The sequence below is a fragment of the Micromonospora sp. NPDC007230 genome (assembly GCF_042869115.1).
In the GTDB taxonomy this organism is placed as follows: domain Bacteria; phylum Actinomycetota; class Actinomycetes; order Mycobacteriales; family Micromonosporaceae; genus Micromonospora.
Window position 1 is genome coordinate 49,968 of sequence record NZ_JBIAFE010000019.1, and the last position, 22,831, is coordinate 72,798.

A 22,831-nucleotide genomic window follows, 5' to 3' on the forward strand; every position below is an offset into this window, starting at 1 on the left:
GGCGCACGAGGTCGCCGACCCGGCGGCGTCCGGGCCGCCGGGACACCGCCACATCGGCGACGCCGAGTCGATCTTGCTCGACCGGGCGGGCCGGACCTGGCCAGGTCGGGTCGGGCCAGGTCGGGCCAGGTCGGGTTGGACGTCCGGCAGGCTCAGACGATGCGGGCGCCGGCCACCGGGCCGTGGGCGACCCGGGCCTCCCGGCAGACCCCGGCGGCCGCCAGCTCGGCGGCGATCCGCCCGGCGTCGGTCTCGTTCGCGGTGAGGAAGACGCAGGTCGGCCCGGAGCCGGAGACGATTCCGGCGAGCGCGCCGGCCGCCTCGCCGGCCTTGAGGGTCTCGGCGAGCGCGGGGCGCATGGTGAGCGCGGCGGCCTGAAGGTCGTTGCCGAGCGCGGCGGCGAGCACCCGGGGGTCGCGCTGGCGCAGCGCGGCGAGCAGCGTGTCGGTGCTGCCCAGCGGCTCCCCGGCGCTGCCGGCGTCGCGCAGCCGGTCCAATTCCCGGTAGGCGGCGGGGGTGGAGAGGCCGCCCTCGGCGATCGCCACCACCCAGTGCCACGACGTGGGGCGGGCCAGCACCGGGCTGACCGCCTCGCCACGGCCGGTGCCCAGCGCGGTGCCGCCGTGGATCAGGAACGGCACGTCCGAGCCGAGGTCGGCGGCGATGCCGGCCAACTCGTCGCGGGACAGCCCGGTGCCCCAGAGCGCGTCACAGGCGACCAGGGTGGCGGCCGCGTCGGCGCTGCCGCCGGCCAGCCCGCCGGCGAGCGGGATCTGCTTGCGCAGGTGCAGCCGGGCGTGCGGCGGGACGCCCGCGTACCCGGCGAGGGCGTGGGCGGCCCGGATCACCAGGTTCGTGTCGTCCAGGGCCAGCTCGCCGGTGCCCTCGCCCTCCATGGTGAGGGTGAGCGTGTCGCCCCGGCGGGCGGTCAACTCGTCGTGGATCGAGATCGCGTGGTAGACGGTGTTCAGCTCGTGGAAGCCGTCCCGGCGCAGCGGCCCCACCCCGAGATGAAGGTTGATCTTGGCGGGCACCCGGACCTTCACCGGCCCGCTGGCCCCGCGCCGCTGCCCGTCCTCGTCGTCCGGTCGCCAGGCCTCGGTCACGGGGCGATGTCCCGTGGGCGCAGGCGGATGTCGAACGGCTTCTCCACGATCAACTCCTCGGCGGGTCGGGCAACGGCGCCCAGCCTACTGGGCGACGGCGGGGACGGCCGGGGCCGACGCGGCGATGGCGGCGAACTGCTCCACGGTCAGCGACTCGCCCCGGGCGCCCGGGTCGACGCCGGCGGCGGTGAGCACCGCGGCCGCCCGGTCGGCGCCGCCGGCCCAGCCGGCCAGGGCGGCGCGCAGGGTCTTGCGGCGCTGCGCGAACGCCGCGTCGACCACCGCGAATACCGCCTCCCGGCGGACGTCGGCGCGGGGCGGCTCCCGGCGGGTGAAGGCGACCAGCCCGGAGTCGACGTTCGGCACCGGCCAGAACACGTTCGGCGGGACCTTGCCGGCGGCCCGGGCCCGGGCGTACCAGGCGAGCTTGACCGACGGGACGCCGTACACCTTGGAGCCGGGACCGGCGACGAGCCGGTCGGCGACCTCCTTCTGCACCATCACCAGGCCGTGCCGCAGGGTGGGCAGTTCGGCGAGCAGGTGCAGCACCACCGGCACGGCGACGTTGTACGGCAGGTTCGCCACCAGCGCGGTGGGGGCGGGTTCCGCCAGGTCGGCGGCGCTGATCCGGAGCGCGTCGGCGGGGTGGACGGTGAGCCGGGCGGCGTCCGGGCCGGCGAACCGGGCGGCGGTCTCCGGCAGCGCGGCGGCCAGCGCCGGGTCGATCTCCACGACGTGCACGTGTGCGGCGACCGGGAGCAGGGCCAGGGTGAGCGAGCCGAGCCCGGGGCCGACCTCCAGCGCCACGTCGTCCGGGGCGAGCCCGGCGGTGGTGACGATCCGGCGGACGGTGTTCGGGTCGTGCACGAAGTTCTGGCCGAGCTTCTTGGTCGGCGTCACGCCGAGGCGCGCGGCGAGCTCCCGGATCTCCGCCGGGCCGAGGAGGCCGGTCACGCCCCGTAGCGTATGCGGCCCGGCCGGGTGGCAAGGAGGGGCCCCGGTCGAGAACGGGCCCCTCCGGTCACCACGGGCCGAAGACGCGGTCGCCGGTCGCGGAGATCGTGGCGCAGAGCTCGTCGAGGTCGGTCCCGGTGGTCGCGGCCAGGAACCGGACCGTCAGCGGGATCAGGTACGACGCGTTCGGCCGCCCCCGGTGCGGCATCGGGGTCAGGTACGGGGCGTCGGTCTCCACCAACAGCTGGTCGACCGGGGTCACCGTGGCGGCCTCGCGCAGCGCGCCGGCACTGCCGAAGGTGACCGTGCCGGCGAAGCTGAGCAGGTAGCCCCGGCGGACACACTCGCGGGCGAAGTCGGCGTCACCGGAGAAGCAGTGCAGCACCACCGTGTCCGGGGCGCCCTCGTCGTCGAGGACGCGCAGCACGTCGGCGTGCGCGTCCCGGTCGTGGATGACGAGTGCCTTGCCGTACCGCTTGGCGATGGCGATGTGCGCGCGGAAGCTCTCCTCCTGGGCGGCCCGCCCTTCGTCCCCGGTACGGAAGAAGTCCATTCCGGTCTCGCCGACGCCGCGTACCCGGTCGCGGGCGGCCAGGGCCTCGATCTCGCGCAGCGCCTCGTCCAGGGCGGTCAGGCGGGGCGCCTCGTTCGGGTGCAGCGCGACGGTGGCCAGCACGGCTCCGTAGCGCTCGGCGACGTCGGCGCCCCAGCGGGACGACTCGACGTCCACGCCGACCTGGACCAGCCGGTCCACGCCGACGCCGGCGGCCACCGCGATGACCGCGCCGACCGGGTCGTCGACGGGGCCGCCCCCGGGTACGCCGGCCTCGCTGACGGTGATGTCGAGGTGGGTGTGGCTGTCCAGCACGGGACGGGGCAGCGCCTCGGGGGCGGGCGGGAACTCCCCGGCCCGGCGGGCGGCCCGTTGCTTGCGGGTCTCGGTCCGCTCGCTCAGCTGTTCGGTTGGCTCGGTCATCAACCAAAGGATCACACACTGGCCGGGTCCACCCGGCCGCCACCTCGTGTTCATCTCCGCTACCCAGCGCGAACCTACCGTCGCAGCGTGACTGAGCGGAGCGAGCGAACCATCGGGCACCGGAGCAAGCGGACGATCCGTGCGGCGATCGTGGCGCCATGAGTGTGACCCCTCAGGCTGGCGGGGCCGCCTCCGAGCGGACCGGCCTGCACGTCACGTACGAGGGCCGGGTGCACCCGGCGGAGGAGATCGCGCGGGGCGCGGCGTACGAGCTGTTCAGCGCCGAGGAGGTGGCCGGCTTCGAGTGGGCGCCCCGGCCGGGTGTGGCGTACCCGTGGCGGAAGTTCGTGCACGTCAGCGAGGTGAGCGCGGTGCACGGGGCGGCCGAGCCGACCGAGGACGCGGACCCGCCGCTGCTGATGCCGGTGCACCGCACGCAGGGCTGGGCCCACCTGCACCAGCTCAGCCAGCAGCCGGCCGCGGCCGGTGACCCGGCGCTCGCCGCGGTACGCGCCTCGGCGGTGATCCGGCCGGGCACCCGGATGGTGAAGGTGCTCTCCGCCCGCCAGCTCGCCGGCTATGTGCGGGGTTGGCTGCCGCACGGCTTCTGCTACCGGGAGCACGACGTGGCGCACCTGCGTACCCCGGCCGGGATGGCGGTGCTGCGCGGCGACGGCGAGGGCGGCGACGTGGCCTACGCGCTGCGCTGGCGGGCCGCCGACCCGGCCGACTTCGACGTGCCGGTCGGTCCGGCGCACCAGGGGCTCACCGCGCTGCCGCCGCGGGACCGGCTGGGGCCGCCGGTGCTGGGTACCGGCTTCGTGCCGAGCAACGGCCAGCTCGTCCCGGAGTTCGTCACCCGGGACTTCGCCGACCTGCCGATGCCGGCGAACGCCACCCTGCTCGCCTATCCGGCGGACGGGGTGGAGGTGGTGCTCTACACCTACCAGGCGGAGCAGCGGGGCTGGCTGCGCCTGGTCGGCCGGCAGTGGCGGCACCTGCTCGCGGCGGTGCCCGGGCTCTCCCCCGACCAGGAGTACGTGCCGACCGGTGACGCGCCACGCTCCACCCGGCTCGTCGGCGCGTACGGCGGCAACGAGTACGAGGCGGTGGCCGACCAGCCGGGCGGCTTCCGCGTCCTGGCGATGACCCGGGCGGCCCGCTATCCGGTGGAGTCGGCGGCCCGGCGGCTGCGGTACGCCACCTGGCGCGGGGTGCCCTGCCTGGTGCTGCGCGAGGAGTCGGGCTGGCTGCGGCTGCGGCTGTGCCGGCCGGATCCGGACGCGGTGGCCACCACCGGGGCGCAGTGCCACGAGCGGGGCGTCTACGAGGCCTGGGCGCCGGGCACCGAGGTGACCGACGACCGGGTGGTCGACCTGCCGTACCGCGCGGCATAACCGCCGTCGGCGCGGGAATCCGCCGGGGTCCGATGCTCCCCAGCTCAGGAGACCCGAGATGCCCTTCATCACCGTCGGCACGGAGAACTCCGCGCCCATCGACCTGTACTACGAGGACCACGGCTCCGGGCAGCCGGTCGTGCTCATCCACGGTTTCCCGTTCAACGGGGCGACCTGGGAGAAGGTGTCCATCCCGCTGTTGAACGCCGGATACCGGACGATCACCTACGACCGGCGCGGTTTCGGCAGTTCCGCCCAACCGACCGCAGGGTACGACTACGACACCTTCGCGGCCGACCTGGACGTGCTGATGACGGAGCTCGACCTGCGCAACGCGATCCTGGTCGGACACTCGATGGGCACCGGCGAGGTGACCCGCTACCTGGGTACGTACGGGTCGAGCCGGGTGGACCGGGCGGTGCTGCTGGCCCCGCTGGCGCCGTTCCTGATGAAGACGCCGGACAACCCGGAGGGTGTTGACAAGAGCCTCTTCGACGGTTTCCAGCAGGCCATCCTCAACGACCGCTTCGCCTACCTGACCCAGTTCTGCAACAGCTTCTTCAACTACGACGAGAACAAGGGGAAGTCGGTCAGCGAGGAGGCGTTCCGGGCGCACTGGGAGATCGGCACCCGGGCGTCGGCGAAGGGCAGCCACGACTCGGTCGACGCCTGGCTGACGGACTTCCGCGGCGACCTGGGCCGGATCGACGTGCCGGTGCTGATCGTGCAGGGCGACAAGGACGCGGTGCTGCCGTATCCGGTGACCGGGCAGCGGTTGCAGCCGATGCTGCCGGGCAGCCAGTTGATCACTCTGCGGGGCGCCCCGCACGGCATCCCGTGGACCAACGCCGCCGAGGTGAACAAGGCGATCATGGAGTTCATCGGCGCGCCGTCGATGGCGCGCGCCTGACCGGCGCGGACGACCGCGGCCCCGGGGAGGTGTCCCCGGGGCCGCGGTCGTCGGTCGGGCTCAGCCGGCGAGGCGGGCCAGTTCCTCGTCGACGATGGACGGGTCGAGCTTGCGGAACACCGGCTTCGGCGCCGCGAGCGGCCGACCCACCGCCAGGGGTACGGACTCCCAGCGCGCGCCGACCGTGTAGTCGCCGGTCAGCACCGGGTACGCCGGCCCACCGTCGAGGTCCCGCACCTCCTCGATCACCGGCATCGGCGCGTGCACGCCGGTGCCGCCGAGCAGCTCGTGGATCTTCTGGGCGGCGTGCGGCAGGAACGGGGTGAGCAGCGTGTTGGCGTCGCTGACCACCTGGAGGGCGACGTGCAGGATGGTGCCCATGCGGGGCTTGTCGTCCTCGCCCTTGAGCTTCCACGGGGCCTGCTCGGAGAGGTACTTGTTGGCCTCGGCGACCACCTTCATCGCCTCGCCGATGGCCTGCTTCTGCCGGTGCTTGGCAATCAGGTCACCGACGACGGCGAAGCCGGCCCTGGCGGTGGCGAGCAGCGCCTCGTCGGCCTCGGTGAGGCCGGCCGGGTCGACCGGTGGGATCGCCCCGAAGTTCTTCGCCGCCATCGAGACGGACCGGTTGACCAGGTTGCCCCAGCCGGCGACCAGCTCGTCGTTGTTGCGGCGGAGGAACTCCGACCAGGTGAAGTCGGTGTCGTTGCTCTCCGGGCCGGCGACCGCGATGAAGTAGCGCAGCGCGTCGGCGTCGTACCGCTCGAGGAAGTCCCGGACGTAGATGACCACCTTGCGGGAGGAGGAGAACTTCCGGCCCTCCATGGTCAGGTATTCGCTGGAGACCACCTCGGTGGGCAGGTTGAGCCGGCCCAGCTCGCCCGGCTCGCCGTCGCGCGACCCCTCGCCGGAGTAGCCGCTGAGCAGCGCCGGCCAGATCACCGAGTGGAAGACGATGTTGTCCTTGCCCATGAAGTAGTAGCCACGGGCGTCCTTGCCCTCCGCGTCGGCGGACCACCACTTGCGCCAGGCCTCGGGGTCGCCGGTGCGGCGGGCCCACTCGATCGAGGCGGACAGGTAGCCGATGACCGCGTCGAACCAGACGTAGATCCTCTTGTCGGCCCGGTCGCGCCAGCCGTCCAGCGGGATCGGCACGCCCCACTCCAGGTCCCGGGTGATGGCCCGGGGCTGCAGGTCGTCCAGCAGGTTCCGGGAGAACCGGAGCACGTTGGGGCGCCAGCCATCCCGGGTGTCCAGCCACTGGCGCAGCGCGTCGGCCAGGGCGGGCAGGTCGAGGAAGAAGTGCTCGGTCTCGACGAACTCCGGCGTCTCCCCGTTGATCTTCGAGCGGGGGTTGATCAGGTCGATCGGGTCGAGCTGGTTGCCGCAGTTGTCGCACTGGTCGCCGCGGGCGCTGTCGTAGCCGCAGATCGGGCAGGTGCCCTCGATGTAGCGGTCGGGCAGGGTGCGGCCGGTGGACGGGGAAATCGCCCCGGTGGTGACCTTCGGGACGATGTAGCCGTTGCGGTGCAGCCCGAGGAACAGCTCCTGCACCACGGCGTAGTGGTTGCGGGTGGTGGTACGGGTGAACAGGTCGTACGACAGCCCCAGCGCCCGCAGGTCCTCGGCGATCACCCGGTTGTACCGGTCGGCCAGCTCGCGCGGGGTGACCCCCTCGGCGTCGGCCTGCACCTGGATCGGGGTGCCGTGCTCGTCGGTGCCGGAGACCATGAGCACGTCGTGACCGGCCATTCGCATGTACCGGGCGAAGACGTCGGAGGGAACGCCGAATCCGGATACGTGGCCGATGTGGCGCGGACCGTTGGCGTAGGGCCAGGCGACCGCGGCGAGAACGTGACTCATGAGCAGCAAGCCTAGCCCGGCGCCGGTTCGAGGTCCCGGCGGAGCCGCCGCCCCGCCGGGCTCCGTCAGCTGTGCACGACGGTGTAGACCTCGCGCCGGCGCAGCCCGTACTCGGCGGCCACCTCGGTGATGGCGTCCCGCCGGGACAGCCCGGCCGCCTCCCGCGCGGCCACCGCGGCGCGCAGCGTGTCGTCGTCGGGCCGGGCCGCAGCGGCCGGCGGCGCACCCGCCACGACCAGGGTGATCTCGCCGCGCGGCTCACCCGCCGCGGCCCACTCGGCCAGGTCGCCCAGCGGCCGGCGGACCACCTCCTCGTAGGTCTTGGTCAGCTCGCGGCAGAGCGCGGCCGGCCGGTCCGGGCCGAACGCGGCGGCCAGGTCGGCCAGCGCACGGGCGATCCGGTGCGGGGCCTCGAAGAGGACCAGGGTGCGCTCCTCGGCGGCGAGGGCCCGCAACCGGGACCGGCGGGCGGCCGGCGTACGGGGCAGGAATCCTTCGAAGCAGAACCGGTCGCAGGGCAGCCCGGAGAGCGCCAGTGCGGTGGTCACCGCGCTCGGCCCGGGGGCCGCGGTGACCGGGAAGCCGGCATCGAGGGCGGCCCGGACCAGCCGGTAGCCGGGGTCGGAGACGCTGGGCATGCCACCGTCGGTCACCAGCGCGACGGTGTAGCCGGCGGCGAGCACCTCGACCAGCTCCGGGGTACGCCGTTCCTCGTTCCCCTCGAAGTAGGAGACGATCCGGCCGGCCACGGTGACGCCGAGGTCCCGGGCCAGCCGGGTGAGCCGCCGGGTGTCCTCGGCGGCGACCACGTCGGCGGTGGCGAGCACCTCGCGGAACCGGGCCGACGCGTCGGCCGGGTTGCCCAGTGGGGCGCCGAGCAGCACGACCCGTCCGACCTCGGACATTTCACCCACGGAGTGCGCTCCTTCATCGACAGCCGTACCAATCTCGGGGACGACGGGCGCCACCGGGCACCTTCGCAGCCTACGATCGCCGGGTGACGAGTGCCTCGACAGCACAGAGCGCGGACGCCGGCCGGGCCGGATCGGACCGGACGGCCGCCGGTCAGCCGACCACCGATCAGGCCGCCGAGGCCGCGACCGGCGGCGGGGCCCCGGCCGTCGTCCGGCGGCGGCTCGCCACCGTCGACGCCCGCCTCGACGGGCACGCCTGGCTGGCCACCGCAGTCGTGGTGGCGATCGCGGCAATCCTGCGCCTTGTCGGGCTGAGCGGCCCCAAGGGCAAGATCTTCGACGAGATCTACTACGCCCGGGACGCCTACGGGCTGATCGACAAGGGCGTCGAGTGGAACTACAAGGACAACGGCCCGTCGTATGTGGTGCACCCGCCGCTGGGCAAGTGGCTGATCGGGTTCGGTGAGTGGGCCTTCGGCTACCAGGACGCGGAGACGAAGATCTCCGTGCCGGGGCACCTGACCACCACCGCCCCCGAGTTCGGCTGGCGGATCGCGGCGGCCGTCGCCGGCACCCTCTCGGTGCTGCTGCTGGTCCGGATCGCCCGGCGGATGTTCCGCTCCACCGCGCTGGGCTGCGCGGCCGGCCTGCTGCTCGCCCTGGACGGCTTCCACCTGGTGCTCTCCCGCACCGCGCTGCTCGACATCTTCCTGCTGCTGTTCGTGCTGGCCGCGTTCGGCGCGCTGGTGCTGGACCGGGACGCCCGGCGCCGCCGCTGGGCGCGGGCGCTGGAGGCGGGGCTCGACCCGTCGACACCGGGGCGGGCCGGCCGGCCGCCGTCGGGCTGGCGGAACTGGCCGTGGTGGCGGCTGGCCGCCGGGGTGCTGCTCGGCTGCGCCTGCGCGGTCAAGTGGAGCGGCGTGTACTTCGTGCCGGCCTTCGCGCTGCTGGTGATCTTCTGGGAGGTCGGCGTCCGCCGCTCGGCGGGGGTACGCCACCCGTGGCGGGACGCCCTGCTGGACGAGCTGCCCTGGCTGCTGCTGGCCGGGGTGCTGATGGTGGCCACCTACGTCGCCACGTGGTCGGGCTGGCTGTTCACCGACGACGGCTACTACCGGCTCGCCAGCCGCTACCCGAACACGCCGGGGCTGAGCGACACCCCGGTGATCGGGCCGCTGATCAACCTGTGGGAATACCACAAGGCCGCGTACGGCTTCCACACCCAGCTCGACGAGCCGCACAAGTACCAGTCCTGGCCGTGGCAGTGGCTGCTGCTGGGCCGGCCGGTGGCCTTCTACTGGTCCGGCGACGGCAACTGCGGCGCGCCGCAGTGCGCGAGTGAGATCCTGCTGCTGGGCACCCCGCTGCTCTGGTGGTCGTTCCTGCCCGCGCTGGCGGCGCTGGCCTGGTTCGGACTGGCCCGGCGGGACTGGCGGGCCGGGGCGATCCTGCTGAGCGTGGCCGCCGGCCTGCTGCCCTGGTTCTGGTTCGCGCTGGACGGCCGGACGATGTTCTCCTTCTACGCCGCGCCGGCGCTGCCGTTCCTGGTGCTGGCGGTGACCTACGTACTGGGCGCGATCGTCTCGCCGGCACCGGCCGCCGCCCCGAGCTCGGGGGCGCCACCGGGCGGGTCGGACGTCGCCGACCGCCGGCTGGTGGGCGGGATCATCGCGGGCGCGTACGTGCTGCTGGTGGGCCTCTGCTTCGCCTACTTCTACCCGGTTTTCGTGGGCCGCCTGATCACGTACGCCGACTGGTCGGCCCGGATGTGGCTGGACGGGCGCTGGATCTGACGCCCGGCGCTACCGGCGGTGGGCTGGAGAACACAAAGAAGCGCGCCCCGATCGCCTGCCACGGGGGAAGCGGGCGATTGGGGCGCGCAGAAGAAGCTTAACCACCCCGGATCAGCGGCACAACTGGTCGTCTCCGGTCAGATTCCCGACCGGCGAGCCCCCACGAGGATGATTCGCCCGCAGGTGGCGCCGACGGGCATGGCGCGAAGACCTTACGAGAGCATTACGGCTTCGTTCCGCGCCCGGCCGAGGGGCGCCCGCCCGGCCGACCCGCCGAGGGGAGCGCTTTCCGGACCGCGCGGGCCCGCAGCCGGTGTTGATCTCCGGAGTTTTCGTCATCGTTGACGGCCTTTAGGCCAGGACTCCCTTTTTTGTCCGTTAAAACCGCTACACAACCTGTAGTCCGGATATGCGAATGATGAAATATTCGTCGTCGACCAGTCTCACCGGATGCCCGGCCGCGCCGGCCCGACCAGCCACGGGAGGAGGTGATGTCCCGGCGATGATCGACAACCCACGACGAGCTGGATGATCATCCGGGTGCCACCACCCGGATGATCATCCAAAGTGGATCTCACTACACTTCGGCCGGTGATCAACAAGAGCAGATCGGCAGCTGTCCTCATCGGACTGCTGGCGACGACCGCGCTGATCGGTCCGGCGCCCGCCCGGGCCGGCGACGACACCCCCGAAACCCCCGCCGAGCCGCCCAAGGTCGAGCTGGTCCTCGACGTCAGCGGCTCGATGCGGGCCCGCGACATCGACGGGCGCAGCCGGATCTCGGTCGCCCAGCAGGCGTTCAACGAGGTCGTGGACGCGCTGCCGGACGAGACCCAGCTCGGCATCCGGGTGCTCGGGGCCACCTACCGGGGCAAGGACAAGAAGCAGGGCTGCCTGGACACCCAGCAGATCGTGCCGGTCGGCCCGGTGGACCGTACGCAGGCCAAGGCGGCCGTGGCCACCCTCCGGCCGACCGGCTTCACCCCGGTCGGGCTGGCGCTCCGCTCCGCCGCACAGGACCTCGGGACCGGCAGCACCGCCCGCCGGATCGTGCTGATCACCGACGGCGAGGACACGTGCGCCCCGCCCGACCCCTGCGAGGTGGCCCGCGAGCTGGCCGCCCAGGGCACCAAGCTGGTCGTCGACACCCTCGGCCTGGCCCCCGACGAGAAGGTGCGCCGGCAACTGCTCTGCATCGCCGGCGCGACCGGCGGCACCTACACGGCGGCACAGAGCGCGGACGAGCTGGCCGGCCGGATCAAGCAGCTCGTGGACCGGGCCCGGGATACCTACACCGCCACCCCGACGGTGGTCGGCGGGTCGGCCGAGTGTGCCAACGCGCCGCTGCTCGGCCCCGGCGTCTACACCGACCGGGAGGCGTTCTCCGAGCACCGCTGGTACCGGGTGCCGGTGCGTCCCGGCCAGGAGCTGCGAGCCTCGGTCAGCGTCGCACTGGACCGGCCGGTCAACCCCGACTACGGCGTACTGCTGCGGGCCACCGCCCCGGACGGACGGGAACTCGTCCGGGGCGTGGATGCCGGCAGCGGGCGTACCGACGTGATCTCCACCGGCCTGCGCTGGTCCGCGGCCGAGGACACCCCCACCCCGAGCCCCAGCGGTACGCAGACCGCCGAGACGGTGTGCCTGGTGGTCAGCAACTCCTTCGCCGCCCGCCCCGGCACCCAGGTCACCCCCGGCATGCCGGTGGAGCTGACCGTCGACGTGGTCGCCGCGTCCCCCGCCCCGGACGGGCCGGACCTCGGCCGCGGCTGGGCCCTGCTGCTCCTGCTCACCCTGGCCGGGCTGGTCACCGGGCTGGTCGCCGGGCTGCTCACCCGCTGGTGGGTCGCCACCTGGAGGGAGAACTGAGGATGCGTACCCTGATCCGCTCCGCGGCGGCGCTGGCCGCCGTCGGGCTGACCCTCAGCCCGGCCGCCGCCTCGGCCGAGCCCACCCCGTCGCCGGGTGCTGCCACGGTCACCAAGGCTGGCACCTCGTTCCTGACCGCCACCGCCATCGCCGCCGGCCAGCCGGTCCAGGTCGGCGCGTCGACCGGCGACCACCTCTACTGGTCGTTCCGCGCGGAGGTCGGGCAGACCCACGAGATCGGCGCCAACGTCGCCTTCCCGAAGGGCCGCACCGGCCCGTCCACCTGGACCGTCGAGGTCTTCGACGGGCTGCGCCGCCGGCAGGCCTGCACGGCCGGCGCGCAGACCCCGACCGCCGACGCGACCGCGACCGGCGTCACCCTCGGCTGCACGCTGCGCCGGGTCCGGCCCTGGGCCGAGCCGTGGTCCGGCGACCCGCTGCCGGGCACCTACTACGTCCGGCTCTCCGTGACCGAGCTGCCCGAGCCCGACCTGGGCCTGCCGATCGACGTGGACCTGCTGGTCAGCGTCGACGGCGATGGCGGCGCGTCCGGCGACGACGGGAAGCTGGCGGCACCGCTGGTGCCCAACACCCGGGCCGGGACGCTGCTCACCGCCGAGCCGGCACCCGAGCCGGTCGCCGAGGAGGGGCTCAGCCTCACCGGCTGGCTCCCCGAGGCCGGCTCGCGCTGGGTCTGGACCACCGCCGGTGGCGTGCTCGCCGCGGTGGCGGGCGTGGTCGGCTTCGCGCTCACCCGGCGACCCCGCCGACCCTGACCCGCAGCCGGTGGCCGCCGCGGACCCGAACGCGGCGGCTACCGGAGGCGACGGTCAGGTGGTGCGCGGGCTCCGCGGCACCCAACCGATGAACCGGTCCTGAAGCGACGACACCGGCACGGCCCGCAGGTCCCGCGTGGCGGCGGCCAGGCAGGAGCCGAGGTAGACGGTCAACGAGGCACGGTCCACCCGGTATTCGGCCAGCAGCCGGCTCCGCTTGGTGGTGCACGGCCAGTCGTCGCCGCAGGAGTTGCAGGTCCAGTCGGGGGTCACCGGCGTGTGCTCGTCCGGCTGCGGTCCCGACGCCTCCGCACCAGGCGTCATCGGCTGTTCCTTCCCATGTGGACGTATTTGCTCCTGAGAGATTCCCCGCCCCGTTAACTCCCCTACAGCGTCCCGGGACGCTCCGCCGTTACATCGCTGCGGTACGTTCACCGTCGATGGCCGCCGTCAACTTCTCCGAGGGGGCAGAAGTCCCTCCCTACCTGCGCCAACGCGCATCGGGGGCGAACGATGCGTGACCTCCTGCCATCGGCGGTCGCGGTGGCCGTGGCCGGCCCCGGGGACTGGTCCGGCACACTGCTCCCCGCCGAGTCGGCCTGCCTCAGCGACCACGCGGTGGAGAGCCGGCGCCGGGACTTCACCGCCGGCCGGATGTGCGCCCGCCGGGCCCTGGCCGGACTCGGGCTGCCGGCCGCCCCGGTCCCGTCGGCGCCCGACCGGTCCCCGGTGTGGCCGGCCGGGGTGGTCGGCACCATCACCCACACCCGGGGTTACTGCGCGGCGGCCGCCGCCCGGGCCACCGACGTCCGCTCGGTGGGCATGGACGCCGAGCGCCACCGGGAGCTCAACCCGGGGGTACGCCGGGCGATCTGCCTGCCCGAGGAGGAGGCGGACCTGGCCCGGCTGCCGGCCGGCGTTCCCTGGCCGACCGTGCTGTTCAGCATCAAGGAGACCGTCTACAAGGTCTGGCACCCGGTCGTCGGGACCTGGCTGGACTTCCACGACGCCCGGGTCACGATCGACCCCGAGGCCAGGACGTTCACCGCCCGGATCGCCCCGGCGCGGCTCGCCGCGGCCCCGGCCACCGATCCACCGGCATCGGTCACCGGCCGGTTCGCGGTGGACGCCGAACTGGTCCGCAGCGCCGCCGTTCTGGGACCCCGGTGACGTCCTGACGGACAACTTGGCGGCGGCTTGTACCGTCTTCCCGACTGAAGAGCTTCGAAGGCGCCAAGGAGACCGGTGAGCCACCCTCAGCCTCCGTTCGGGCCGCAGGACCCGAACCAGCAGCCCCCGGAACCGCCGACCCAGCCGTTCCCCACCGCGCCGATGCCACCGGTGCCGGACAACCCGTACGCGCCCCCGCCCGCGCCGGACAGCCCGTGGGCACAACAGCCGCCGGTCTCCGGAGCACCGCAGCCGCCGGTCTCCGGGGCACCGCAACCGCCGATGCCGGGGGCACCGTACCCGCCGCCGACCGCCCCGCAACCGCCGACCACGCCGTTCCCGCCGGTCGCGGGCACGCCGCAACCGCCGTACCCGCCGACCTCCGGGACGCCCTACCCGCCGCAGCCGCCGAGCTCCGGGACGCCGTACCCGCCGGCCGGGGCGTACCCGGCGGGTGGGGCATACCCGCCGGCGCCCGGCCAGCCGTTCGGCGCGCCGCCCGCCAAGCAGTCCAATAAGAACGTCTGGATTATCGTCGGCATCATCGCGGCGGTCCTGTTGCTGCTCTGCTGCGGCGGCGGCATCTTCGCGATCTACAGCGGCGCCAAGAAGGCCCAGGACGCGGTAGAGAGCCTGCCCACCCCGGCGGTGTCCTACGACGCGCCCACGCGTGGGGCGGAGCCGACGCCGGAGGCCGGGCAGACCGACGGCGAGACGTTCAACATGAAGCCGGGCGACACGCTGATCATCAACGACGACGACGGCACGGTCGAGATCACCGTCAGCAACTTCCGGACCAAGGACAAGGCCTGCCAGACGTACATGCCGGGGCCGAAGAACGGCATGTACCTGATCGCCGACGTGACCGCCGAGGTCACCAAGGGCACCGGTTCGATCAACCCGTTCTACTTCAAGTGGATCGGCGCCGACGGCAGCGAGGCGAACGGCGTGGCCGGGGCGCTCTCCGGGTGCGGCAAGCTGCTCGGCTCGGGCAACGACCTGGCAAGCGGCAGCAAGCGCACCGGCCAGCTCGTCTTCGACGTCAAGGACAAGAACGGCACCCTGGAGTACGAGCACCGGCTGGAGACGGCCGGCTCCTGGAAGCCCTGAGCCACGACGCCCCGCACGGGGGCCGTTTCCCGTCCCGGGAGCGGCCCCCGTCGCCGTTCTCCCGCGGCACGTCCAGCCGGGCGGGAGCCAGCCCGTCGAGCACGACCGCCGTCTCGTCGGCAATCCGGCGCACCAGGGCCCGACCAGCGCGGGTGCCGTCGATCGCGGTCACGCCGGCACCCCGGTCAGCTCGTCCACGCACCGCAGGGCCCGCGCCATAGCCGCCGGCGTCGCCGGCAGCAGCGGCGGACGGACCGCCGGCGTCGGGATGCGTCCTCGGGCGTGCAGTACCGCCTTGATCACCGACGGGTTGGGTTCGGCGAAGAGCGCCGCCGAGAGGGTGGCGAGCCGGTGGCCGAGCGGCCGGGCGCGGGCGACGTCCCCGGCCTGCCAGGCCGCGATCAGCGCGGCGTAGTCGGCGGTGGCGACGTGCGCCGAGGCGAGGATGCCGCCGTGTCCGCCGAGGGCGAGCAGCGGCGAGATGTACGCGTCCTCGCCGCCGAGCACCGCGCAGCCCGGCGGTAAGTCGGCGAGGAAGGCGACGGTGTCCGCGTCGATGCCGCCGACCGCGTGCTTGATCCCCACCACCCCGGGCAGTCCGGCCAGCCGGTGCAGCACACCGGCGGAAAGCTGCTGCCCGGTGCGGTACGGGACGTGGTAGACGACCAGCGGCAGCGGCGACGCCTCGGCCAGCCGGGCGAGGTGGGCGAGCACCGCCTCCTCGCCGGGCCGCACGAACGGTGGCACCAGGCAAAGCGCCGCCGTGACCTCGGGCCGTTCGGCGAGCGCCCGCAGCGCGTCGATGGTGTGCGCGCCGACGAGGAGGCCCGCTCGGCGCTCCCGGCAGACCGCGGCGACGGCGTCGACCACGCGACGCTGTTCGGCGTCATCGAGCGCGTGCGGCTCGCCGGTGGTGCCCAGGGCGACTAGGCCGGCGGCCCCGGCTGCCAGCACCTCGTCGGCGAGGGCGGTCAGCACGTCGACGGCGACGACGCCTCGCTCGTCGAACGGCGTGATCAGCGGTACGTACAGTCCCGTCGGTCTCATGCCTCCAGCCTGCGACCGCAGACAGTGAAGAACCAGTTCCGGTTACTCAACGGATACGTAAGCTGAGCTTATGCTCGACGTCCGTCGCCTGCGCCTGCTGCGTGACCTGGCCCGGCTCGGCACGATCGCCGCCGTCGCCGAGGCGCACACCTACACGCCGTCGGCCGTCTCCCAGCAGCTCGCCACGCTGCAACGGGAGGCCGGCGTCCAGCTGCTGGAACGCGCCGGCCGCCGGGTCAACCTCACCCCGACCGGAGAGACGCTGGTCCGGCACACCGAGGTTGTCCTCGCCGCTCTCGAGGCGGCCGACGCCACCCTCGCTGCCGCCCGCGGCGGGCTCTCCGGCACGGTACGCATCGGCGCGTATCCGAGCGCCGTGCGTACTCTGCTGCTGCCGGCCCTGGTCGCGCTGGCCCGCGACCATCCCGCGCTCGACCTGATGGTCACCGAGCTGGACCCGGTCGCCGTGCCCGATGCGCTGCGCGACCGCCGCCTCGACGTGGCCCTCGTGCACGACTACGACATCGTGCCGGTCGAGCCGGACCCGGCGCTGGACTCGGCGCCGCTCCTCGACGAGCTGGTGTTCCTCGCCCTACCGGCCGGAATGGACCGCGACCCGGACGGCGACCCGATGCACTCGGTGCGCGACGCGGAGTGGATCGTGGGTAGCCAGGGAACGCTGTGCCACTCGCTTGCCCTGCACGCCTGCGAGCTGGCCGGCTTCCACCCGACCGTGCGCCACCACGCCGACGACTTCGCCGCCATGCTCGCCCTGGTGGCCGCCGGCCAGGGCGTCGGGCTGGTGCCCCAGCTCGCCGTCGGACATCCGCCCACCGAGGTCCGCCTCGTACCCCTCGCCATCAAACGACGTACCCGGGTCGCGTACCGGAGGGGCGCGGGCGGCCACCCGGCGGTGGCTGCCTGCGTCGCGGCGCTGCGGGCCGTCAGCCACGCGTGACGAACAGGCGGCCGGCGGGGCAGTGGGGTGCGTCCGATTCGAGCATGATGGCCGAATGACTTCCCCCGCTCGTCTCGCGCTGGTCGGAGATCACCTGCTCGATGCCGCGGAACAGGCTCCGGTCGCCCGCGCCGTCGCCGGGCTCGGGCCGGACGTCGAGGCAACCTGGATCCCGACCACCAGGGTCGACGAGTCCCTGGCGGGCTTCGACGGGGTGTGGCTGACCGCCAGTCCCTACCAGAGCGAGACCGGGATTACGGCTGCCGCCGGCATCGCCCGCCGGGCCGGCATCCCCCTGCTGGGCACCTGCGGCGGGATGCAGTTGGCGGTCACCGAGTTCGCCACCGAGGTGGCCGGCCTGGCGGAGGAGGAGGTGCTGGTTCCGCTGTCGTGTTCCGTCGGCGGCGACGAATGCGTGGTCAGCGCGACCAAGGGCTCTCTCTTCGCACGGGCGCTGGGAGCGGAACGGACCACGGAGCGGTACCACTGCTCGTACGGGTTGAACCCGGCGACGACGCAGCGGTTGACCGAGCACGGACTGCGGTTCACCGGGTTCGACGAAGACCAGGTCGTACGGGTGGCGGAGCTGCCGGGACACCCGTTCTTCCTCGGCACCCTGTTCCAGCCCGAACTGGCGGACGGCGCCGAGGCGCACCCGATCATCCGGGCGTGGGCCGCCGCAGCCGCGGCGCGGAGGCGTGGTTAGCCGGCAATTTCCCACTGGGGTAGGGCAGCAGTGCCTGGTCGAGTGAGGCGATGATGCCGGCGGCATCCGTGCACCGCCAGACCAGCTCGCCGGTCCGCATCGTTCGCCCCGGGGCATGCAAGGTCGGGAAGGGGCCCTTCGAACGATTCGCCGTCCAGGCGCCCGGCAGCTCGATCGACCAGCCGCCGTCGAGCTTCACCCGCATCCCCTCAGTCTCCCGGCACGGTTCCGTCCGTGAAGCGGGGGAACCACTCTGCCTACTCTTGCCGCCATGCGCCACCTTCGAGACCTGGCCGTCCGCCTCGCCCTCGGCGAAGCGGTCGGTGACGAGCTGCCGATGGCTGCGGCGACGGCCCTGTGCGAAGGGGCCGACTCGCCGGCGTTGCGGGAGCTGGCCGGCCTGTCCAAGGGCGAGTCACGTGAGGCGGTGGACCTGTTCCGGGTGGCGATGGAGGAGCTGGGCGAGCCGGTCCCGGACGGGCGCCGAGCCCGGCTACACCGCATGCGGGAAGCGGCGGCGACCGTCCTCGACGGCGCCGGCGACCCGGAGGAACTGGCCCACGAGATCCACTGGCAGGCGTGCTACTCCGGGTCGCCCGAACTGCGCCGGGTGGGCGACCGCTTCCTGGAGCTGTACGCCGGCTGGGGTGTCACGCATGCCGACGCGGAGGCGTCGGAGGCGGCCATGCGGGCGGCGGCGGAGTCGTTCCTCCAGGCCCACCCGGCCTGAGTCTGGCCCACCGCGGCGCGCAGCCGGCTGGCATGCCACTCCGGTCGAAGCGCGAACGCAGATGATGTCCGATCGGCCGCTGCCGATTGTTTCGTCCGCAAGCACACTGGGTCGGTGACGCACCAACCCCCGCAGGACCCCGGGTACCGGCAACTGCCGCCACCCCCGCCCTACCAGGCGCCAACCGCCCAGTTCGAGGCAATCCCACCTGACCCGAAGGCGCAGGATCCGGCTGCTGCCGGGAACGAGCAACGAGGCTGGCTAACGACCCCGGGTCCGACCGAGGTCGTTCCTGACAACGGGCCGAAGCGACGCGTCACTTCCGGGCAGAAGGTCGCCTTGGGCTTCCTCGGACTGGCCCTGCTGTGCTGCTGCGGTGGCGGCCTGGCCGCCATCGGCAGTCCCGGCGACGACAAGCCAGCCGCGAAGCCGTCCGCTTCGGCGGAGCGGGCCATGGCTGACCCTGCTGTCTCCGACTCGCTGAGCCCCACGCCCACGACCGGGTCGCCGAGCCCGGCGGCCACCACCAGGTCGCCGAATCCCAGGGCTACGACCAGCAAGCCCAGCCCGACGCCGAAGCCGACGCGGAGCAGCCCCAAACCGGCGCCGACGCCGACCCCCAGTACGTCCCGCACGACCAAGCCGACGACGCCACCAATTCAAGTCGGCGTCCGTCCCGGCGCTTCCTGCAGTCCCGAGGGCGCTTACGGGCTCACCGACAAGGGCCGGCTGATGCGGTGCCAGAGGTCGGCCAAGGACGGCCGGCTGCACTGGAGCGCCGCTTGAGTTCACAGCAGCGGAATTTCCTCCGCGGAGGCCGCCCCCGTCCGGGCGGCCCAATCCCACCGCCGTACCCGTCAGTGGCCTCACCCTGCACCGCCGGCTCCGGGCGGCCTGACCGGCCGGCAGCTCACCGGCCCTGCCCGCGACCGCTACGCGATCGCCCGGCATTCCAGGCAGGGATAGCGGCATCCGCGACCGGGACCGCGAAGAATGCCGGACACCGGTAGCGTGCGCATCGTGCGCGAGGAAACGGGCGGGCAGCAGGTGTCTGGGTCGGCCGGCCAGCCGTCCGGCACGGGCGAGGCGCCCGTGATCGACCTGGACGCGCCGTCCAGGCAGGCGCAGCCGCCGCTTTCCCACCAGGATCCGCTACGGCACCCCTGGCGCAGTTTCCGATCGGCGCATGTCCCGCTGCCACTGGTCCTGGCGCTGCTTGCCGGCGCGGGAGCCGTGGCTGGCGTCGGCACCTATCAGTGGCAGGCGCGGCAACAGCGCTTGGCGGATGAGTCGGTCGCCGCGGTGCTGGTGCTCGGGAAGGGCGAGGTGGCGGGCGGCGAGCGCGAGGGTTCACTGGTCCGGGCGGAATCATCGGTCATCGTGGTGAACCATGGCCCCTTGCCGGTGGAGGTCACCGACATCCACGCGTCGAAGGGCGACCTCGGCCTCTCCTCGGTCAGATCAGATGTGGTGCGGCCAGGAGCACAACCGTTCAGCGTGCGGCTGACGCTCGATTGCACGGCCAGAGTGTCGAACGAACCGGTCCCGGTCGTGATATCGGTCCGCACGGAAGACGGCACGTCCCGTCAGGTCACCTCCAGAATGGCAGCCACACCCTGGCAGTTCGCCTTCGGCGGGATGTGCCCGCATCCCCCGCGCTGAGCCACTCCGCGTGACGATCACCTGTCGAGGTCAGAGTTGCCGCCCGTGACGCACGAACAGCTGAAGGACCACTTCGCGAAGCAGGGCTACCGCCGGTTCGACCTGCTCGGCGAGGGCATGGAAGGGATCGTTTTCGCCCTCGGCGACGGGCAGGTCGGCAAGCTGTGGTTCCGCCGGCAGCCAGCCGAGTTGCGGTTCATCAAGGACTTCTATGAGCACCTCGGGTCGCAGGGCCTTCCCTTCGCCCTACCCCGGATGGTCGACGTGGACGAGCTGCACGGCTGCGGGGTGACCATCGAGCGGGAGCTGGCCGGCCGCAACTTGAGGGAGGCCGTGGGGGCGGGCGCCGTCTCGGTCGACGCGGCGGCCACCTGCACGCTGACGGTGGTCACGGCGCTCGCGGAGACGACGGGCAGCGAGTCGGCCCGCCGGCTGACCGTGCTCGACGAGCCCGCGTCGATGTGGCAGGGCCACGACACCTGGGCCGCTGCCCTACGCGCCCTCGTGGACCGACGGGTCGCCGGTTCCCACCCCTACCTGCGGAACGCCGTCGACCGGTTCGACGAGAAGGTCGCCCGCGTCCGCCACCTGATCGACGGCCTCCGTCCGTCCCGCACCGTCACCATCCACGGCGATCTTGTACCGGCAAACGTCCTGGTCACGCCGGCCGGCGAGCCGGCGGCCCTGCTCGACTGGGGCTTCCTGTCCACGGAGGCGGACCCGGCCTTCGAGGCGAGCATCGCCGCGGGCGTCTTCGACATGTACGGGCCGGCCGCCCGCAGCCTGGACGACGAATGGGTCGAGACCCTGTGCCGGCTGTTCGGCCACACCACTCACGAGCTGCTCTTCTATCGCGCGGTCTACGCGCTGCTGACCAGCAACTCCTACGACGCGGAGGGAAAGGACGGGCATTTCGCCTGGTGCGCTGCGGCGCTCAACCGGCAGGACATCACTGAGTCTCTGTGGTGTGCCTGGTAAGCAACGGCAAGTCGGCCCTGCCCCGGTGTGATCCAGTAGTGCGGTGACGCGGATTCAGGGATCGGCTAGCCTCATGCTCTCGGACCCACCGTTTGACAAGGAAAAGCGTGAAGATTGCACGGGGAATTCGTGGGACCGCCGTAGCAGTTGTGTCGCTGCTCAGCATCTCCTTCACTTCGGCGAGCGCTGCCAGCAGGCAGGAGCCTCCGCCCGGGCCGACTCAGGCGGCAGCCGCTGGCAGCGACGTTCTCATCGAGGACGGCGGAAGGGACCGGATCGCCGCGCAGGCGCCGGGGAACGCGGCGGCGAATCCGACGCCCCGTAAGGTCACCGCCCGGCAGAGCACGGCGGCCGCGACACAGACGACGGAGGCGCCACAGACGACGGCGGCGCGTTCCGCTGTCCGGGCCAAGCCCAGGTTCGACATGGATGGTGACGGCAAGGACGAACTGGTCGTCGGCGGTTTCGCGAGTCCCGGTGGGATGGCCCTGCACGTCCTGTACTCCGGCCTATCCCGTCAGGACATCTTGACCGCGCCCGCCACCTCCGAGCCCCGGCACCGGTTCTCTTTCCCCTTCACCGCCGGCGATTTCAACGGCGACGGCGTCCAGGACCTCGCGGTCGCCAGCCAGCGGATGCTCTCCCAAGGTGTCTTCGAGCACGGGATCTTCGTCTACTACGGCGGCTCCAGCGGGCTTGACCGCGCCAACGTGAAATATCTGGCGGGGCCGCATGCCCTTGCATTCGCCGCAGGTGACCTCAACAACGACGGCAGGGATGAACTCGCCGTCAGCGACGGCGGCGCGACCGAGGACCGCGACGGCCCGTTCAGGGGTTCGGTGACCGTGCTGTCGGGCACGGAGAACGGCCTCACCAAGGACGGCTCGGTGACTGTTCGCCAGGTTGTGCCCCGCTGGTCAGGCTTGGTGAAGGAGCATTTCGGCACCGCCTTGGCGATGGGTGACTTCACCGGCGACGGCTACGACGACCTTGTGGTGAGCGGGTCCAGGCTCGGTGCGACCGAATTCGACTGGCACGGCATGGTGACGCTCTTCCCCGGCTCGGTCAACGGACCGAGCACCGCCAAGGTCACCAAAATTGAAGGCGCCATCGACACGTACGAGAGCCTTCCGGTCGACCTGATGGTAATGTCGGACATGGACCAGGATGGACGCGATGACCTCATCCTCGGGATGCCCCGGTACGCAGGCGGAAAGGTCGTCTATCTTCGCGGCGTGAACTCCGGCCTTGGATGGGCAGGGCACCGGGTGCTCGACCAGAACACCCCGGGGGTTCCCGGTGAACCGGACCTGGACAACGGCTCGGCCAACGGTCATTTCGGCTCCGCACTCGCGACCGGCGACGCCACCGGCGACGGCATACCGGACCTGTTGGTCGGTGCCATGGGGATGAACGTGGGAACGGTGGCGGACGCGGGCTCGGTGACGTTGATTCCCGGCACGCCGGAGGGCCCGACCGGGGCTAGCTCGGTCGCCTACACCCAGCGGGCTTCGGCCTCGATCCGCAAGCCCAAACCGCCGGCCGAGTTCGAGGACTCGACCCCGGCTGTCGGCGATCGCCCGGAACCCAACGACTACCTCGGGTCCTCGGTGGCGATCCTCGACCTGGACGGGACCGGTCCACTGGAAATGTTCGTCGAGTCGAAGTACGAGGACTTGTTTCAGCAACCGCCCGGCGAGCCGTCCGGCCTCATCACCACCCTGCAACTACTCCAACGCCAGAAGCTGCCAAACAGCTCTTCACCGCCGCCCGGGTCTCGCCTGGTGGCCGTGAAGCAGCAGCGCCCAGCGGACTTCTCGGATACCGAATTCCGGATTGTCCGCCTCACCTACGGCCTGCTGAGCGGTTGAGCAGCGGCGGGCCCCTCGGGTCCTGACCACGGCGTGGCGGC

The 22,831-nt window shown here is 72.7% G+C and carries 20 protein-coding genes; 13 read left to right on the top strand and 7 right to left on the bottom strand.

The features are described 5' to 3' along the window. Nucleotides 1–152: 152 nt before the first annotated feature. The 3 genes from ACFYML_RS24565 to ACFYML_RS24575 all read right to left on the bottom strand — a co-directional run bounded on the left by ACFYML_RS24565 (nt 153) and on the right by ACFYML_RS24575 (nt 3,036). Nucleotides 153–1,106, bottom strand: coding sequence for a 4-(cytidine 5'-diphospho)-2-C-methyl-D-erythritol kinase (locus ACFYML_RS24565; RefSeq protein ID WP_387422867.1), 954 nt, complete (start codon nt 1,104–1,106; stop codon nt 153–155). Between the two features lie 84 nt (nt 1,107–1,190). After that, complete coding sequence (rsmA, locus tag ACFYML_RS24570) at nt 1,191–2,060, bottom strand: 16S rRNA (adenine(1518)-N(6)/adenine(1519)-N(6))-dimethyltransferase RsmA (protein ID WP_387422868.1); 870 nt, start codon at nt 2,058–2,060, stop codon at nt 1,191–1,193. 67 nt (nt 2,061–2,127) lie between these two features. Further along, nucleotides 2,128–3,036, bottom strand: a complete 909-nt coding sequence (locus ACFYML_RS24575; protein WP_387422869.1) for a TatD family hydrolase — start codon at nt 3,034–3,036, stop codon at nt 2,128–2,130. A 158-nt stretch (nt 3,037–3,194) separates the two neighbouring features. On the opposite strand from ACFYML_RS24575, the gene ACFYML_RS24580 reads away from it, so the two are divergent. Together ACFYML_RS24580 and ACFYML_RS24585 are read left to right on the top strand one after the other, a co-directional pair. Continuing rightward, the gene (locus ACFYML_RS24580; protein WP_387422870.1) at nt 3,195–4,433 is read left to right on the top strand and encodes a hypothetical protein; all 1,239 of its coding nucleotides are present in this window, start codon (nt 3,195–3,197) and stop codon (nt 4,431–4,433) included. Nucleotides 4,434–4,491: 58 nt separating this feature from the next. Next, nucleotides 4,492–5,343, top strand: a complete 852-nt coding sequence (locus ACFYML_RS24585; protein WP_387273083.1) for an alpha/beta fold hydrolase — start codon at nt 4,492–4,494, stop codon at nt 5,341–5,343. A gap of 60 nt (nt 5,344–5,403) precedes the next feature. Here ACFYML_RS24585 and metG read toward each other — a convergent pair whose 3' ends face one another. Continuing rightward, nucleotides 5,404–7,206, bottom strand: a complete 1,803-nt coding sequence (gene metG, locus ACFYML_RS24590; protein ID WP_387422871.1) for a methionine--tRNA ligase — start codon at nt 7,204–7,206, stop codon at nt 5,404–5,406. Nucleotides 7,207–7,271: 65 nt separating this feature from the next. After that, on the bottom strand, nt 7,272–8,111 hold the full coding sequence (gene rsmI / locus ACFYML_RS24595; protein WP_387422961.1) for a 16S rRNA (cytidine(1402)-2'-O)-methyltransferase: 840 nt from the start codon (nt 8,109–8,111) through the stop codon (nt 7,272–7,274). 92 nt (nt 8,112–8,203) lie between these two features. Between rsmI and ACFYML_RS24600 the strand changes: the two genes are divergently transcribed. From ACFYML_RS24600 to ACFYML_RS24610, 3 genes are all read left to right on the top strand, one after another. Then, nucleotides 8,204–9,913: a dolichyl-phosphate-mannose--protein mannosyltransferase gene (locus tag ACFYML_RS24600; protein WP_387422872.1), complete on the top strand. Its 1,710-nt coding sequence runs from the start codon at nt 8,204–8,206 to the stop codon at nt 9,911–9,913. A gap of 591 nt (nt 9,914–10,504) precedes the next feature. Then, a complete protein-coding gene (locus ACFYML_RS24605; protein WP_387422873.1) occupies nt 10,505–11,782 on the top strand; it encodes a VWA domain-containing protein in 1,278 nt (425 codons plus the stop codon). A 2-nt stretch (nt 11,783–11,784) separates the two neighbouring features. Next, nucleotides 11,785–12,558 carry a peptidase gene (locus tag ACFYML_RS24610; protein ID WP_387422874.1) on the top strand — a complete coding sequence of 258 codons (774 nt, stop codon included), beginning with the start codon at nt 11,785–11,787 and terminating at the stop codon, nt 12,556–12,558. Nucleotides 12,559–12,612: 54 nt separating this feature from the next. On the opposite strand, the gene ACFYML_RS24615 is transcribed toward ACFYML_RS24610, so the two are convergent. Next, complete coding sequence (locus ACFYML_RS24615) at nt 12,613–12,882, bottom strand: hypothetical protein (RefSeq protein WP_357437439.1); 270 nt, start codon at nt 12,880–12,882, stop codon at nt 12,613–12,615. Nucleotides 12,883–13,071: 189 nt separating this feature from the next. Between ACFYML_RS24615 and ACFYML_RS24620 the strand changes: the two genes are divergently transcribed. Next, complete coding sequence (locus ACFYML_RS24620; RefSeq protein ID WP_387422875.1) at nt 13,072–13,728, top strand: 4'-phosphopantetheinyl transferase; 657 nt, start codon at nt 13,072–13,074, stop codon at nt 13,726–13,728. A gap of 75 nt (nt 13,729–13,803) precedes the next feature. Beyond that, nucleotides 13,804–14,838 (top strand): DUF4352 domain-containing protein, encoded by a 1,035-nt coding sequence (locus ACFYML_RS24625; protein ID WP_387422877.1) that lies wholly within the window; start codon nt 13,804–13,806, stop codon nt 14,836–14,838. A gap of 168 nt (nt 14,839–15,006) precedes the next feature. Here the strand turns inward: ACFYML_RS24625 and ACFYML_RS24630 are convergent, their stop codons facing one another. Further along, nucleotides 15,007–15,885: a dihydrodipicolinate synthase family protein gene (locus ACFYML_RS24630; protein WP_387422878.1), complete on the bottom strand. Its 879-nt coding sequence runs from the start codon at nt 15,883–15,885 to the stop codon at nt 15,007–15,009. Nucleotides 15,886–15,955: 70 nt separating this feature from the next. Here ACFYML_RS24630 and ACFYML_RS24635 point away from each other — a divergent pair, with 70 nt between their 5' ends. The 6 genes from ACFYML_RS24635 (at nt 15,956) to ACFYML_RS24660 (ending at nt 22,790) form a co-directional block, all read left to right on the top strand. Then, nucleotides 15,956–16,843, top strand: coding sequence for a LysR family transcriptional regulator (locus ACFYML_RS24635; protein ID WP_387422879.1), 888 nt, complete (start codon nt 15,956–15,958; stop codon nt 16,841–16,843). A gap of 55 nt (nt 16,844–16,898) precedes the next feature. Further along, nucleotides 16,899–17,549 (top strand): hypothetical protein, encoded by a 651-nt coding sequence (locus ACFYML_RS24640; RefSeq protein ID WP_387422880.1) that lies wholly within the window; start codon nt 16,899–16,901, stop codon nt 17,547–17,549. Between the two features lie 271 nt (nt 17,550–17,820). Continuing rightward, entirely contained in the window at nt 17,821–18,279 is a 459-nt protein-coding gene (locus tag ACFYML_RS24645) for a hypothetical protein (protein WP_387422881.1), read from the top strand. A gap of 1,020 nt (nt 18,280–19,299) precedes the next feature. After that, complete coding sequence (locus ACFYML_RS24650) at nt 19,300–19,941, top strand: hypothetical protein (protein WP_387422882.1); 642 nt, start codon at nt 19,300–19,302, stop codon at nt 19,939–19,941. Nucleotides 19,942–19,986: 45 nt separating this feature from the next. Continuing rightward, complete coding sequence (locus ACFYML_RS24655) at nt 19,987–20,919, top strand: aminoglycoside phosphotransferase family protein (protein ID WP_387422883.1); 933 nt, start codon at nt 19,987–19,989, stop codon at nt 20,917–20,919. 107 nt (nt 20,920–21,026) lie between these two features. Continuing rightward, complete coding sequence (locus ACFYML_RS24660) at nt 21,027–22,790, top strand: FG-GAP and VCBS repeat-containing protein (RefSeq protein ID WP_387422884.1); 1,764 nt, start codon at nt 21,027–21,029, stop codon at nt 22,788–22,790. The last annotated feature ends 41 nt before the right edge of the window (nt 22,791–22,831 follow it).